12 protein-coding genes and 2 pseudogenes are annotated in these 14,241 nt (G+C 72.3%); 3 read left to right on the top strand and 11 right to left on the bottom strand.

From position 1 onward, the window contains the following. Window positions 1-1,102 (top strand): annotated as a pseudogene (gene hypD / locus AC2XR2_RS43450) (hydrogenase formation protein HypD). Continuing rightward, window positions 1,099-2,029 (top strand): annotated as a pseudogene (hypE, locus tag AC2XR2_RS43445) (hydrogenase expression/formation protein HypE). The pseudogenes hypD and hypE overlap by 4 nt, the downstream one beginning before the upstream one ends. Window positions 2,030-2,097: 68 nt before the next feature. On the opposite strand, the gene AC2XR2_RS43440 reads toward hypE, so the two are convergent. Together AC2XR2_RS43440 and AC2XR2_RS43435 are read right to left on the bottom strand one after the other, a co-directional pair. Beyond that, the gene (locus AC2XR2_RS43440; protein ID WP_491518238.1) at window positions 2,098-2,688 is read right to left on the bottom strand and encodes an Rv1733c family protein; all 591 of its coding nucleotides are present in this window, start codon (window positions 2,686-2,688) and stop codon (window positions 2,098-2,100) included. Between the two features lie 2 nt (window positions 2,689-2,690). Next, entirely contained in the window at window positions 2,691-3,686 is a 996-nt protein-coding gene (locus AC2XR2_RS43435; protein ID WP_491518237.1) for an Acg family FMN-binding oxidoreductase, read from the bottom strand. A gap of 212 nt (window positions 3,687-3,898) precedes the next feature. Between AC2XR2_RS43435 and AC2XR2_RS43430 the strand changes: the two genes are divergently transcribed. Beyond that, window positions 3,899-4,135 (top strand): Gmad2 immunoglobulin-like domain-containing protein, encoded by a 237-nt coding sequence (locus AC2XR2_RS43430; RefSeq protein WP_491518236.1) that lies wholly within the window; start codon window positions 3,899-3,901, stop codon window positions 4,133-4,135. Between the two features lie 92 nt (window positions 4,136-4,227). Here AC2XR2_RS43430 and AC2XR2_RS43425 read toward each other — a convergent pair whose 3' ends face one another. From AC2XR2_RS43425 to AC2XR2_RS43385, 9 genes are all read right to left on the bottom strand, one after another. Then, on the bottom strand, window positions 4,228-4,392 hold the full coding sequence (locus AC2XR2_RS43425; RefSeq protein ID WP_491518235.1) for a hypothetical protein: 165 nt from the start codon (window positions 4,390-4,392) through the stop codon (window positions 4,228-4,230). Between the two features lie 35 nt (window positions 4,393-4,427). Further along, on the bottom strand, window positions 4,428-4,937 hold the full coding sequence (locus tag AC2XR2_RS43420; protein WP_381301652.1) for a flavodoxin domain-containing protein: 510 nt from the start codon (window positions 4,935-4,937) through the stop codon (window positions 4,428-4,430). A 21-nt stretch (window positions 4,938-4,958) separates the two neighbouring features. After that, a complete protein-coding gene (locus AC2XR2_RS43415) occupies window positions 4,959-5,690 on the bottom strand; it encodes a CBS domain-containing protein (RefSeq protein ID WP_491518234.1) in 732 nt (243 codons plus the stop codon). 13 nt (window positions 5,691-5,703) lie between these two features. Further along, a complete protein-coding gene (locus AC2XR2_RS43410) occupies window positions 5,704-8,394 on the bottom strand; it encodes a bifunctional acetate--CoA ligase family protein/GNAT family N-acetyltransferase (protein ID WP_491518233.1) in 2,691 nt (896 codons plus the stop codon). A 130-nt stretch (window positions 8,395-8,524) separates the two neighbouring features. Then, window positions 8,525-10,906 carry a phosphoketolase family protein gene (locus tag AC2XR2_RS43405; RefSeq protein ID WP_491518232.1) on the bottom strand — a complete coding sequence of 794 codons (2,382 nt, stop codon included), beginning with the start codon at window positions 10,904-10,906 and terminating at the stop codon, window positions 8,525-8,527. 108 nt (window positions 10,907-11,014) lie between these two features. Further along, window positions 11,015-11,905: a universal stress protein gene (locus AC2XR2_RS43400; RefSeq protein WP_491518231.1), complete on the bottom strand. Its 891-nt coding sequence runs from the start codon at window positions 11,903-11,905 to the stop codon at window positions 11,015-11,017. Window positions 11,906-11,910: 5 nt separating this feature from the next. Beyond that, window positions 11,911-12,933 (bottom strand): zinc-dependent alcohol dehydrogenase, encoded by a 1,023-nt coding sequence (locus AC2XR2_RS43395; protein ID WP_491518230.1) that lies wholly within the window; start codon window positions 12,931-12,933, stop codon window positions 11,911-11,913. A gap of 25 nt (window positions 12,934-12,958) precedes the next feature. Then, a complete protein-coding gene (locus tag AC2XR2_RS43390) occupies window positions 12,959-13,864 on the bottom strand; it encodes a universal stress protein (protein WP_491518229.1) in 906 nt (301 codons plus the stop codon). Window positions 13,865-14,027: 163 nt separating this feature from the next. Beyond that, complete coding sequence (locus AC2XR2_RS43385) at window positions 14,028-14,240, bottom strand: hypothetical protein (RefSeq protein ID WP_491518228.1); 213 nt, start codon at window positions 14,238-14,240, stop codon at window positions 14,028-14,030. Window position 14,241: the final 1 nt, after the last annotated feature.

Genomic DNA, 14,241 nt, shown 5'->3' with positions numbered 1-14,241 from the left:
ATGAAATACCTCGACGAGTACCGCGATCCCGTCCTCGCCCGCCGGCTGTTGGACGAGCTGCGGCAGACGGCCACCCGCCCATGGCGGATCATGGAGGTGTGCGGCGGCCAGACCCACACCCTGGTCCGCCAGGGCATCGACGAGCTGCTGCCCGCCGGGATGCGGATGATCCACGGCCCGGGCTGCCCGGTCTGCGTGACCCCGCTGGAGACACTGGACCGGGCCATGTCCATCGCCGCCCGGCCGGGCGTGATCCTGACCAGCTTCGGCGACACTGCGCGTGCCCGGCACGGACACCGACCTGCTGTCCCTGCGGGCCAGGGGAGCGGACGTACGGGTGGTGTACGCGCCGATGGACGCCGTCCGTCTGGCGGCCGCGCATCCGGACCGCGAAGTGGTCTTCCTGGCGGTCGGCTTCGAGACGACGGCCCCTGCCGACGCCATGGCGGTCCTGCGCGCGGCCCGCCTCGGACTGACGAACTTCTCGATGATCGTCAGCCACGTCCTGGTACCACCCGCGATGACCGCACTGCTCGACGACCCGGACTGCGAGGTGCAGGCATTCCTGGCCGCGGGGCACGTGTGCGCGGTGATGGGCTGGACCGAGTACGAGCCGATCGCCACCCGCCACCGGGTGCCGATCGTGGTCACCGGTTTCGAGCCGCTCGACCTGCTGGAGGGCATCCTGATGGCCGTACGACAGCTGGAGTCCGGCCGCTACGAGGTCGAGAACCAGTACGTACGAGCCGTCCGCCGCGCGGGCAACACCGAGGCGCAGGACGCGGTCCGCAGGGTGTTCCGGGTCACCGACCGGGCCTGGCGCGGCATCGGGGCGCTGCCCGACAGCGGGCTCGAACTCGTCGAGGACTACCGCGAGTTCGATGCCGCCCGCCGCTTCGACGTGGTCGGGCTGTGCCCCGTCGAGGACCCTCAGTGCATCGCGGGCGCCATACTCACCGGGGCCAAGCTGCCGACCGACTGCGCCGCGTACGGCACCCGCTGCACCCCTCGCCATCCCCTCGGCGCGCCCATGGTGTCGTCCGAGGGCACATGCGCCGCGTTCCACGCGGCCGGACGCACTCCTGCGAGGAGCACGGCATGAGCATCCAATGTCCCGCCCCCCCCCGCGAGGAGGACGAAGTCGTCCTGCTGGGCCACGGCGCCGGCGGCCGCCTCACCGCTGAACTGCTCGACCGGAATGTCCTGCCCGCCTTCGGTGGGTCGGCGGGCCCGCTGGAGGATGCGGCACTGCTGCCCGGGTACCGGGAACTGGTGGTGAGCACCGACAGTTTCGTGGTCAGTCGTCGAGGAGGGCCTGCCGCTGGCCGAACTACGCTCCGTCCTGGACTCGTTGGGCAAGGCCGCGCAGGACGTCGGCGTGCCCGTCATCACCGGTGACACCAAGGTCGTGGGGCGTGGCGCCGCCGACAAGCTCTTCATCAACACCACGGGGGTCGGACGGCGGCACGGCCCTCTGCATCCGTCCGCCGCCCTGGCCCGACCCGGCGACGCGGTACTGCTGTCCGGGCCGATCGGCCTGCACGGCACGACCGTGCTCAGTACCCGCGAGGGCCTCGGGTTCGAGAGCGACATCGCCTTGGACAGCCGACCGCTGCACAGGCTGGTGCGGACCCTGGCCCCGCTCGGCGACTGCGTCCACGTGCTGCGCGACCCGACGCGGGGCGGGCTGGCCGCCGCTCTGAACGAGATCGCCCGGGACTCGTCCGTCGCCGTCGAGATCGAGGAGGGATCCGTCCCGGTCCCGGAGGCGGTGGCCTCCGCCTGCGACCTGCTCGGCCTGGACCCGCTGGTCGTCGCCAACGAGGGCTGCATGGTCGTCTTCGTGGACGCGTCCGCTGCCGAGGACGCCGTGGCGTGCCTGCGATCGCTGCCCGAGGGCGCGCAGGCGGTACGGATCGGCGAGGTGCTCCCCACGGGACCGGCCGGGCAGGTCACCGTGCGGACCCTGGTCGGCGCACGGCGCATCGTGGACATGCCGCTGGGTGAGCAGCTCCCCCGCATCTGCTGAAGCGCTGATCCGTGCAGCCGTTCAGGCCGCGGCCTTCGATCTGCACGGGGCCGGGAGGACTCCCCAGGTCAGCTGGTCTTCCGGCCCCATTGCGGGCCGATCAGGGCCCACTCCACGTCCCACTGCTCCTGCCGCCGCCGGTCCAGGCGCGCGCAAGCAAGGCAGCCGAGGAGGACCACAACCGTGCCCGCGCCCACGGCGGCCAAGGTGCCCAGTACCACGCCCTGCAGCTCCGCCTCGCCGGCCGTAGCGGGCTCGGGCACGAGACGGCCCTTGGCGTCCAGCCACACGAGGGTGGTGCTGCCGACCTCGCTCGCGGAGTCGACGCGCGCGATGCCCGTCCGGGCCGTGCCGTCCGCCGCGGTCCAGCGCACGTGGGCCCACGCCCGGTCGGCGTCGGTGCCCTCGACCCCGACGGTCGCCCGCGCGTCCGTGGTGACTACCGCCGGCACGGCGTGCCGCTCGGCGCGCAGTCCGTCAAGGTCGCTTTCCACAGCTCGCGCGGTCAGCACGCCCGCGACGATCGCGGCCGTCACCGCGAGGATCCCGGTCGCCAGCCGCAGCCATGCCTCTACGACGTAGCTGGGGCGCCTGAGCGGGTTGCGGCGCAGCCGCCACCAACGCGCCCGGCCCTGCCGTCGGCTCGTGGTCCGGTTCATCGTCACCACCGGGCCGTTGCGTCGCCGCGGACGAGCACCTGTACGGGCGTACGCCGCCGTGTGCGCCAGGTCTGCGGCAGCGGCACATGTCCGAGGCGCAGGACCAGCTGCGGGTAGCGGCCGGCGGTGAATTCCGTCCGCAGGCGGGCACGCGGTGCGGGTAGCTCGAGGGGTTGCGTGTGGAAGGCGGCGATCACGTCGTGCGCCGCCGCGTACAGCAGCACTCGTTGCAGCGCCTGCCCTGCCCGGAGCCAGTCCGGGCGGCGGTCGTGCGGAGTGGACAGGACGACGACGGTGCCGGTCCCCCTGCCCCGGCTGCGGGCGGAGATGAGGCAGCGCCGGGCCAGGGACAGGTAGTCGCGGCCGGCCAGCAGGGTGGCGTCGGGGTGCTGCGCGCACGCCTCGACGGGAACCCCGTACGCGCCGACCTGGCGCTCCAGCTCGTCGACGTGGCCGAAGTCCGCACGGTGCGCGTCCTCGGCGGTGCGCACCAGCTCCGCGACCAGATCCAGCTGCTCCGGGTCGTCCACGACCTGCAGGGTGGCACCCTCGGCGCGGGCCCGCTCGTGCAGCTCGGCGAGGAGCTCGGCCGAGAGGGGCGCGGCGGCGAACCGTCCCCGGTGAGTGTGCCGGTGCGGCATCACCCGGGCGAGCAGCTCCTCCTCGGGGGTACTGGGCAGGTGGGCCGCGAAGCCGACGCGGGCCAGGTGGTGGGAGTCCCCGGGGGCCGGCAGGAGCTCGACGACAGGCCGGAAGCCGAGCTGCCGTACGGCGACGCGTACGTTGAACAGTGCCGCCCCGCAGGCGATGACGGCCTCTCTTTCGAACGGGTCGGTCAGCGGCATCCTCCGCCCGCCGTCCAGACGCACCTGGAAGCCGTGGTCATGGCCCTCCTCGGCGAAGAACCAGGGCTGGCTGTTGTGCGGCGAGGGTGCGAGGGATGCGGCGCGGGCCAGGTGGAGTGCGGCACGACCGTGCTTGTCGTGGGTGACCGACATGATGCATCCCGCCTTTCGCGAAACGTTCACCTCTAGCGTCCGCTCTCACCGGTCCTGCGGCACATGGGCCGTCCGTCCCGCCTGACCGGCCCCTGCTTCGGTCCCCCCTGCCGTCCACTTCCTGCACGGCGAGAAGGTCTCGCCCGCGTCCCGCACCGTGACCGCACCCGCACCGCGGCTGCACGGGCGCTGCTCGCCGGCCGGCGGCCCCAGTGCGGGTCCGGGACAGCGCCGACACCGTCGAGGCCGAGTTCCGGCCGAAAGTCACCGACAGCACGGGCCGCACCGCAGCCGACGTCCTGGTCAGGGCGACGTCGGGCGCGGGCACCCGCGGCACCTTCGACGTGACGTTCCCCTACAAGGCTGCTCGTTCCGGACCTGGCCTGCTCACGGCGTACTCCGTGTCGCCCGCGGACGGCCGGCCCGTGACCGCGACACCGTGCCGCTGACCCTGGACCGCCGACGCCGGCCGACGACACGAGAACCCCGGCGCAGCCGGTGCGCCGGAGTCATCCACTGCCATCCCCCGCACGCCCCTGCCCTACGCCTTGGCGGCCGGAGGGTGGCGCCCTCGGCCCAGCCGCCGGGCGAGAAGGACCAGAGCGACGACGACCGGGATCACGAGCGGGACCAGGGGCAGGTCCACCACCGAGGCGGTCAGCCCGATGCAGGAGAACATCAGGACCGCGGCGATGAGGTACGGCACGTCTCGGCCGTGATCGCGGGGATCCGCGGTGCGGGTCAGTCCTTCGCCCGCTCCTCGATCAGTTCGCCGGCGACCCGCGCCGCCCACGCCTCGATGGCGGGGAAGTCGCGGAAGTCGCCGCCTTTGCCGTTGCGGACGATCATCTTGGCGATGCGTCCCTTGGCGCCCTCCTGCAGACAGCCGCCGAAGGTGACATGCCCCCGGGCGTCGAGCCGTGTCATGGCGCGGCGTACACCCTGCACGGGCGGGATGTCCTTCTCGGTCGCCGAGGCGTCGAGCGGGCCGCTGCTGAAGAACCACAGCGGCCGAACGGCGAGTTCGCGACGGTTGCGGCGCACGAACCGGCGGGCGTCCCTGTGCCAGCGGCCGGCGTACAGCCCGCCGCCCACGACGACCGCGTCGTAGCGCGTCACATCCTCGACGGACCCGGCCGGGAGTGCCTCGGCGGCGAGTCCTTCCTTGGACATGACCTCGGCCACGGTCTCGGCGATCCGCGCGGTGGATCCGTTCGTCGTCCCATAGGCGACCAACACGGTTACCGGCATGGCGGTCCGCCTCCTCTCACCTCACAGCTTGCGCAGCCAGTTGTCGGCGACACCGTGGAGCGCGGGCTCGTCGGGCCGCATCCGGGAGTCGTCCATCCGGTACGTGAGCTTGTCGACCACCGCGACCACTCCGTCGATCTGCCGGGTCATGGAGACGGCGATCTCCTTCTCGCTCTTGCGTTCCATGTCGCCGGAGAGCGTGACCACGCCTTCGGTCACGAAGACGTCGACGCTGAGCGGCGGCAGCCACAGCGCGTGCACCAGCACCCCTTCGACAATCGCCCTGCGGATCTCCTCGTCGGGCCGCAAGAAGACCGTCAGCAGGTCGCGGCGGGTGACGATGCCGACAAGCCGGTTCTCCTCGTCGAGGACCGGCAGCCGCTCCACTCGGTGCTGGGCCATCGTCCGGGCGGCCTCGACGATGCTGTCGTCCGCGCGCACCGTGATGGGTGGCTCGGTCATCAGCCGGCCGGCGATGCGCGCCCGGGACTTCGCGGCCCGCGTCCTGCCCGCGTGGGTGAGCGAGGCGAGGAGGTGGCGCTTCTTCGGCTCATGCCGGTCCGGCGTCTCGGCCTGCCGGATCATCAGGTCCGTTTCTGAGATGACCCCGATGACCTTGTCGTCCTCGTCGACCACCGGGAGTCCGCTGACGCGGTGCTCACCGAGCAGGCGTGCCACCTCCTTGAACGGGGTCGCGTACGTGGCGCGTACGACCTCCGTGGTCATCACGGAGCCGACCTTGTTGTGCTTCATATCAGATGCCTCCTCAGCGAAGTCGCCGCAGATACGGGTCCTGGGGCCTGCGCGGCACCAGGCGCACCCGTGCGTCCAGCACGGTTGCTCCGCCCGGTGTGGCGAGTACGGGGTTGAAGTCGGCCTCGGCGAGCTGCGGCAGGTCGCTCGCCATACGGGACAGCCGCAGCAGCAGCTGTTCCAGGCGTTCGAGGTCGACGGGCCGCGCGCCGTTCGCCCCGAACAGGAGCGGGGCGCAGCGCGGGGCCGTGATCAGGTCGTGCACGTCGTGGTCGGTGAGCGGGGCGAGCCGGGCGGCGTGGTCGGCGAGGACCTCGGTGGCCGTGCCGCCCAGGCCGAACAGGACCAGCGGTCCGAAGACCTCGTCCTGGACGACACCCGCGAACAGCTCGGTGCCGCGGTCGGCGAGCGGCTGCAGCAGGACGCCCGTCAGCAGGCCGGCGAACCGGGTCTCCAGATCGCGGAAGGCCGCCCGGATCTGGGAGTCGCCGCGCAGGTCGAGGTGGACGGCGCGCTCGGCGCTCTTGTGCAGCAGGCCCGGCCAGTGGCCCTTCATGACCACCCGGCCGTCGGCGCCGCGCAGCCGGTCGGCGGCGAGGACGGCGTCGTCCTCGGTCTCCGCCCAGGCCCACGGCGACTGCGGGATGCCGTAGCAGTCCAGGAGTGCGGCGCAGGTCCGCGGGTCGAGCCAGCCACCGTCCGGGTGCGCCTCCAGGTAGGTCTCGACAACGGCGTGGGCGCGCGTCGTGTCGACTCCGTCGAGGGTGGGGAGGGTGCCGGCGGGCCGGGCCAGCCACGCTGCGCGCCGCCCGGCGTGGGCGAGGGCTCGTGCCGCCGCCTGCGGTTCGGCGTACGACGGCACGGTGCCGCCGTCGGCCGGCAGCAGTTCGACGGGCAGGGCTTGTTCGAGCCGTATCACGGCGGCGGGCTTGGCCCGCCGGGCCGGGCCCCGGGTGAGGGCCCGGCCGAGGTCGTCGCCGGTCGCCACTGCGACCGCGGTGGGGACGAGGGCCACCAGCACCGCGTCCACACCGCTGTGCCGCATGATCCGGTCCACGCAGTTGGCGAGTTCCTCCTCCGTCACGGCGGCCGTCGCGTCGACGGGGTTGCCCACGGCGGCACCCTCGGGCAGGACGGCGAGCAGGTCGTCGACCAGCCGCGGGGTCGGCGGCGGCAGAGTCAGCCCGGCCTCGGCGCAGGCGTCCGCCGCGAGCACGCCCGCTCCGCCCGCGTTGGTGACGATCGCGACGCGGGAACCGTCGGGCAAAGGCTGGGAGTGCAACAGGGCGGCGGCTTCCAGGAGTTCGCCGACCGAGCGAGTCGCGGTGATGCCCGCCTGGCTGAACAGCGCACCCCGGGTCATGGTGCGGGTGGCCGCGGCCGCGGTGTGCGAGGCCGCGGCGCGCCGTCCCGCGTCGGTGCGGCCCGCGTCGACCGTCAGCAGCGGTATGCGGCGGGTCACGCGGCGGGCGGTACGGGAGAAGGCGCGCGGGTTGCCGAAGGACTCCAGGTGCAGCAGGGCGAGATCGGTGCGACCGTCGCTCTCCCACCACTGGAGCATGTCGTTGCCGCTGACGTCGTACTTGTCGCCGAGGGAGACGAAGCTGGAGACACCGATGCCGAGCCGGGACAACCCGTCGAGCAGGGCGATGCCCACTCCCCCGGACTGAACAGCGACGCCCGCGGTGCCGGGGAGCGGACGGCCGGCGGCGAAGGTGGCGTCCAGGGACAGGTTCGGGTCGGTGTGGCAGATCCCGAGGCAGTTGGGGCCGACGAGCCGCATGCCGTACGTGCGGCAGGTCGCCGTCAGCCTCCGGGCCTGGTCGGCGTCGAGCCCCGCGGTCACCACGAGGAGGGCGCGTACGCCGGCCTTGCCGCACTCCTCGGCGGTGTCCGGAATCGCGGCGGCGGGGACCGCCAGGACCCCGAGGTCGGGTGTCACGGGCAGGGCGGCCACGGACGGGTGGGAAGGCACACCCAGGATCGCGGACGCGCCGGGGTTCACCGCGAACAGACGCCCGCCGAACCGGCCCGAGTGCAGGTGGTGCAGGATCGCCCGGCCCACCGAACCCGGCCTGCGGCCGGCCCCGATCACGGCGACCGCCTTCGGCCGCAGCAGCGGTTCGAGGCTGGCCACGTCTGCGGACCGGCCCCGTTCCTCGACCGCCGACAGGTAGGCGTCGCTCTCGTCGAGCTCGATGGTGCAGCGCACCTCCGGGCCCTCGAACCGCCGTGCGGTGCGCAGGCCCAGGTCCGCGAAGAGCCGCAGCACCTCGCGGTTCTCACTGAGGGCATCGGCCGTGAAGGCGGTGACGCCCTCGGCACGGGCGGCGGAGACGAGGTGCTCGACGAGGAGCGTGCCGACGCCGCGGTGGTGCAGCCCGTCGGCGACCGCGATGGAGATCTCGGCCGTGGTCCCGGTGCCGCCGGTGTCGTACTCGGCGAGCCCGATCACCTGGCCCTTCGTCTCCGCCAGCAGGGCGCGGTATCCGGGGCGGGGCGTACCGCAGGCCCGGTCGGCCGCCATTTCGGCGGAGCGGCGGCTGGCCGCGAAGAACCGCAGTCGCAGGTTCTCCGGGGACATCTCCTCGTACAGCCCGTGCAGCTGGTCATGGTCGCCCGGCCGCACGGGACGGATACGCACCGTGGTGCCGTCCGCCAGCAGGGCGTGAACCGTGGGACGGCTGAGTGTCTCGTGCGTCATCGCAACTCTCTCCTCCGGGTCACCTGACACTTCGAGCGTCCACCGGAACGGACGGCGGCCACAGGGGCTGTCCGGGCGCCGCGGGTGGGCCGATCGGCCCTCGCAGATGCCGCGATCCGCCCGGCGGGGTTCACGCGTTCCAGGTCCAGTCCGCGACCTCGGGCAGGTCGGTGCCATGGGCGCGGATCCAGACCTGGTGGCGCTGGCGTGCGTCGGCCATCTGCTGGCGTACGGCGGCGGCGCGTACCGCCAGACCGGGGACACGGTCGATGACGTCCATGACCAGGCGGAAGCGGTCCAGGTCGTTGCGGACGACCATGTCGAAGGGCGTGGTCGTGGTGCCGGACTCCTTGTAGCCGCGCACGTGCAGGTTCTTGTGACCGGTGCGCCGATAGGCGAGCCGGTGGATCAGCCACGGGTAGCCGTGGTACGCGAAGATCACCGGCTTGTCCTTGGTGAACAGACCGTCGTACTTGAAGTCGCTCATGCCGTGCGGATGCTCCTCGCGCGGCATCAACCGGGCCATGTCGACGACGTTGACCACGCGGACCGCCAGGCCGGGCAGGTGCCGGCGCAGCAGCTGAGCGGCGGCCAGGACCTCCTGGGTGGGCACGTCACCGGCGCAGGCCAGCACGACGTCCGGTTCGTCGCCGTTCTCGGTACCCGCCCACTCCCAGACACCGGCACCCCGCGCGCAGTGCACCCGGGCCTCGTCCATGGACAGCCAGTCGAAGCAGGGCTGCTTGCCGGCCACGATCACGTTCACGTAGTCACGGCTGCTCAGCGCATGATCGGCCACCGACAGCAGCGTGTTGGTGTCCGGTGGCAGGTACACCCGTACGACCTCGGGACTCTTGTTGAGGACGTGGTCGACGAAGCCGGGATCCTGGTGCGAGAACCCGTTGTGGTCCTGGCGCCACACGTGCGAGGTGAGCAGGTAGTTGAGCGAGGCGATCGGCGCGCGCCACGACAACCGCCTGGACGTCTTCAGCCACTTGATGTGCTGGTTGACCATCGAGTCGACGATGTGCACGAAGGCCTCGTAGCAGGAGAACAGCCCGTGCCTGCCGGTCAGCAGATACCCCTCCAGCCAGCCCTGGCAGGTGTGTTCGGAGAGGATCTCCATCACCCGGCCGTGCCGGTCGAGGTGTTCGTCGACCGGGAGGTGCTGGGCCTGCCAGACCTTGCCGCTGGCGTCGAAGACGGCCTGCAGCCGGTTGGAGGCGGTCTCGTCGGGGCCGACGACCCGGAAGTCGCGGCGGGCCGAGGTGTCCTCCATGACCTTCTCCAGGAGGTCCCCGAGGACCCGCGTGGGCTCATGGAGGGTCGTGCCGGGCTTGTCGACGGGCACGGCAAACCGGTCGAGGGGCGGGATCGGCAGGTCACGCAGGATCAGGCCGCCGTTGGCGTGCGGGGTGGCCCCCAGCCGCGCGGTGCCCTCGGGGACGCAGGCGAGCACGTCGTCGACGGGGCGGCCGTCGGCGTCGAACAGCTCGTCGGGACGGTACGAACGCAGCCATGCCTCCAACTGCCGCAGGTGTGCGGGGTTTTCGCGTACGGCCGCCAGCGGGACCTGATGCGCACGCCACGTCCCTTCGACCGGGACCCCGTCGACCTCGGCGGGACCGGTCCAGCCCTTGGGCGTTCGCAGGACGATGACGGGCCAGTGCGCGCGCTCGGCCACGCCGTCCTCACGGGCGGACTGCTGGAGCGCGGTGATGCGTTCCAGGGCGTCGTCCATGGCTAGCGCCATCGCACGGTGCACGGTCGCCGGGTCGTCGCCGCTGACGTGGATGGGCGAGTGGCCGTAACCGCGCAGCAGCTCGTCGAGTTCCGGCTCGGGCAGCCGGGACAGCACCGTCGGATTGGCGATCTTGTAGCCGTTGAGGTGGAGGATCGGCAGGACCGCGCCGTCGTGGACGGGGTCGAGGAACTTGTTGGAGTGCCAGGACGCGGCCAGCGGGCCGGTCTCCGCCTCTCCGTCGCCGATCACGCAGGCGACCAGCAGGTCCGGGTTGTCGAGCGCTGCTCCGTAGGCGTGCGAGAGCGAGTAGCCCAGTTCGCCGCCCTCATGGATGGAGCCGGGGGTCTCCGGCGCCACATGGCTCGGCACCCCGCCCGGGAAGGAGAACTGGTGGAACAGCCGTTCCATGCCGGCCCCGTCCCGGCTCACATCCGGGTACGTCTCGCTGTAGGTGCCCTCCAGCCAGGAGTTGGCCAGTACGGACGGGCCGCCGTGTCCCGGCCCCCAGATGCACAGCGCGTCCAGGCCACGGGCCTTGATGACGCGGTTGAGGTGTGTGTACACGAGGTTCAGGCCGGGCGAGGTGCCCCAGTGACCGAGCAGACGGGGCTTGATGTGCTCCGGCTTGAGGGGCTCGCGCAGCAGCGGGTTGGACATCAGATAGATCTGTCCGACGGCCAGGTAGTTGGCGGCACGCCAGTGGGCGTCCAGGGTGCGCAGCTCCTCGTCGGACAGTACGGCGGCGTCCAGGTGTTCGGCCTTGGGCATGAGTGACTCCGGAAGTCAGCGATGTGGGTCGTCGGGCAGGGCTTCCAGCGCCCGCAGCGCGATCGGCGGACCTGCGTCCTGGATCACGCGGTGAGCCTGTCAGCAGGGTCAGGGAGACGGCACCCGGTGCGGTACGACGGCGACGGGGCAGCCGGAATGGTGCAGCACCGCGTGGGCGACGCGGCCGAGCTGGAGCCCGAAGTGGCCCGCGCGACGCGTGGCCCCGACGACCAGCAGGTCGGCCTGGTACGAGGCGTCCACCAGCACACGGCGGGCGTGGCCCTCCACGGTCCGGCGCCGCACCTCGACATCGGCCGGGACGTCCTGCAGTGCGCTCTCCAGCGCCTCCACGGCACGCTCCTGGTGCAGCCGGGCGGGTTCACCGGCCATCAGCGGGTGGTCGGTGGTCTCGTGCGCGGGGCATCTCCAGGCCCGTACGGCCTCGAGCGGCACCCCGCGGCGCCGCGCCTCCTCGACCGCGAACCGCACGGCCGGGGACTCCTTCCCGTCCTCGCCGACGCCCACGACGACCCGGCCGCGGGTCCCCGGCGTCGCCCGGTTGTCGTGGCTGCCGCGCAGCACGATCACCGGGCACTCGGCGTGGGCGGCCACGGACAGGCTGACAGAACCCAGCAGCAGTTCGGCAAGGCCGCTGCGGCCACGCGAGCCCACCACCAGCGCGGCAGCGTCACGGCTCTCCCGCACCAGCGCGTACTCGGGTTCCTCCGGCAGCACTTCGGTGACGACCTTCAGGTCCGGATGGTGGCGGCGCGCCCTCCGGGCCGCGCTGTCGACGATGTCGTCGGCCAGCACCTCCTCCGACGGCTTGCGGAGGTCGGAGGCGAGGGCAGTGCCCTCGTAGTGCTCCCACAACGAGGCGAACACCACCCTGAGCGGCACGCCTCGCGACGAGGCCTCGTCGGCGGCCCAGTCGACGGCCCTCAGGCTCGGCTCGGAGCCGTCCGTGCCCACGACCAGGGGCAGTCCATTCGTCTCCACTGTCCTCACCCTTCCCGTGCGAAGTCGAACACGATGCGGGCCTTGACCTCGCCGCGCAGCACCTCGGCGATGGCCTCGTTCACCGCGGTGAGCGGACGGGTGTCGTAGATGACCTTCGTGCGGCCCGTCGCGTGCAGCCGGAAGACCTCGGCGAGGTCCTGCCGGGTGCCGACGATCGAGCCGATCACGCTCGTCCCGTTCAGGACGGTGTCGAAGATCGGGACCTGGATCGTGCCCCGGGCCGGCAGGGCGACCATGACGAGCTTTCCGCCGCGCCGCAGCCCGGAGTTGACGGCGGCGAACGCTTCCTCGTCCACCGCCAGGGCGATCGCCGCGTGCGCGCCGCCGTGCTCCTTGAGCACCTTGCCGACGTCGTCCTTGCGGGCGTCGATGACCAGGTCCGCGCCGAGTGACGCGGCGAGTTCGAGCTTCTCGTCGGTGACGTCGATCGCCGCGACGGTGGCTCCGGCGATCTTCGCGTACTGCACGGCCAGGTGACCGAGCCCGCCGATCCCGGAGATCGCGACGAGCTGGGTGGGCCGTACGCCGGCGACCTTGAGCGCCTTGTAGGTGGTGACGCCGGCGCAAGTGAGCGGGGCGGCCTCGACAGCACTGACGCCCTCGGGTACGGGCTGGGCGAAGTCGGCCCAGGCCAGCATCTTCTCGGCGTACCCGCCGTCACAGCCGTACCCCGTGTTGACCTGCCGCTCGCACAGCGTCTCCCAGCCGGACAGGCAGTGCTCGCAGCGCCCGCAGGCCTTGCCCAGCCACGGCACGGCGACGCGCTGTCCGACGCTCAGGTGGGTGACGCCGTCACCGAGCTTCTCGACCAGGCCGACGCCCTCGTGGCCGGGCACGAACGGCGGGTTCGGCTTGACGGGCCAGTCCCCGTGGGCGGCGTGGATGTCGGTGTGGCACAGACCGGAGGCCTCGACGCGGATGCGGACCTGACCGGGGCCGGGCTCGGGATCGGGGCGCTCCTCGATGACGAGGGGCTCGCCGAAAGCTCGTACGACTGCTGCCTTCATGAAGTCAACTCCGTTGGTTTGAACGTCAGTTGTGGGCGACGACCGCGACGGGTGCGGTGGCGTGGTGCAGGACGGCGTGGGTGACCGGGCCGATGTGGAAGCCGACCGGTCCCCGACGGACGCGACGCCCGACGACGACCAGGGACGCCTCGCGCGAGGCGTCGGCCAGGTGGTTGGCTCCGCTGCCGGGGCGGGAGTACTCGACGACCTCGACGTCCGGGTGCTTCTGGCGCCAGGGGCGCAGGACCGCGGAGAGAGCGGCGGACTGCTGCCGCACGATCTCGTCGTGGTACTCCGGGTCGGCGGCCAGACCGTAGGTGTAGTAGGGCGGCAGGTTCCAGCCGTGTACGACCCGCAGGAGCGCGGACCGCCGGGCAGCGGCGTCGAACGCGAACTCGATCACCGAGTCGTCCGGGCCGTCGGGGTCGAGACCGAGCACGACGGGCCGGTAGGGGGCGGCGGCCGACGGGATGCCGACGGGGTCCGACTGGTGCTCGTCCGCGGCCTGCTCGCCGGCCCGGACCAGCACCACCGGACGTTCGGCATGCGCTATGACGGCGAGGCCGACGGAGCCCATCATGAACCCGCCGATGCCGCTGAGTCCGCGAGAGCCGAGGACGAGCAGTTCGGCGTCCTGTGCCGCCTTGACCAGGGTCTCGGCGGGTCGGCCGCTCGACTGCTCCATGGTGATCTCGATGCCGGGATGACGCAGGCGCAGACCCTCGGTGGTCTCGCGGGGAATGCGCTCGCTCCAGTGCTGCTGGGTCTCGGCGCCGAGCAGCGGGGCCTGGGCCATGGGCTCGGGTACGGGCTCCCACACGTGGACGACCTTCAACGGCAGGCCACGCAGTGTCGCTTCGCGGGCCGCCCACTCCACCGCAGCACGGCTCTCGGACGAGCCGTCCAGCCCTGAGACAACGGTGCGCATCATGGTTCCGCCTCCTGGTCCGGGTGTGTGTCCAGCGTGGGTGGCAGACTGGCCAGGGTTGCAGGGGCCGCAGGTCCCCAACCGGGGCCAACCGGCCCCACGGCGTTCCTGCCGGAGCGTGACCGTGGTCGCGTACCGGTTGTGTTCCGGTCAGCGAAAGCCCTCGTCAGCGCGGTACGGAGGTGCGCACCGCGGGCCGCTGCGGCAGGGTCGTCGCCCGGGGCGTACCGGTGCCAGTCGACCGCCGCGCGGCGCGGCGCCGCTGGCGCCGCAGGTACAGCGCGTCGAGCGTCGCGCTGAGCACGATGGTGACGGCCATGGCGGTCACAAGGAGGACGGCGAACAGCCGCCAGAACTCCGGAGTCAGGCTCGTGCCCATG

It is taken from the genome of Streptomyces sp. LS-MS-L19 (assembly GCF_058382285.1).
Note: the sequence above shows the minus strand (reverse complement) of the source record. Positions and strands in the feature narration are given on the sequence as shown.

What these genes read in the sequence shown, in the direction of transcription:
- AC2XR2_RS43440 (WP_491518238.1), bottom strand. Translation starts at nt 2,688, where the DNA reads ATGAACCGGACCACGAGCCGACGGCAGGGCCGGGCGCGTTGGTGGCGG.
- AC2XR2_RS43435 (WP_491518237.1), bottom strand. Translation starts at nt 3,686, where the DNA reads ATGTCGGTCACCCACGACAAGCACGGTCGTGCCGCACTCCACCTGGCC.
- AC2XR2_RS43420 (WP_381301652.1), bottom strand. Translation starts at nt 4,937, where the DNA reads ATGCCGGTAACCGTGTTGGTCGCCTATGGGACGACGAACGGATCCACC.
- AC2XR2_RS43415 (WP_491518234.1), bottom strand. Translation starts at nt 5,690, where the DNA reads ATGAAGCACAACAAGGTCGGCTCCGTGATGACCACGGAGGTCGTACGC.
- AC2XR2_RS43410 (WP_491518233.1), bottom strand. Translation starts at nt 8,394, where the DNA reads ATGACGCACGAGACACTCAGCCGTCCCACGGTTCACGCCCTGCTGGCG.
- AC2XR2_RS43405 (WP_491518232.1), bottom strand. Translation starts at nt 10,906, where the DNA reads ATGCCCAAGGCCGAACACCTGGACGCCGCCGTACTGTCCGACGAGGAG.
- AC2XR2_RS43395 (WP_491518230.1), bottom strand. Translation starts at nt 12,933, where the DNA reads ATGAAGGCAGCAGTCGTACGAGCTTTCGGCGAGCCCCTCGTCATCGAG.
- AC2XR2_RS43390 (WP_491518229.1), bottom strand. Translation starts at nt 13,864, where the DNA reads ATGATGCGCACCGTTGTCTCAGGGCTGGACGGCTCGTCCGAGAGCCGT.
- AC2XR2_RS43385 (WP_491518228.1), bottom strand. Translation starts at nt 14,240, where the DNA reads ATGGGCACGAGCCTGACTCCGGAGTTCTGGCGGCTGTTCGCCGTCCTC.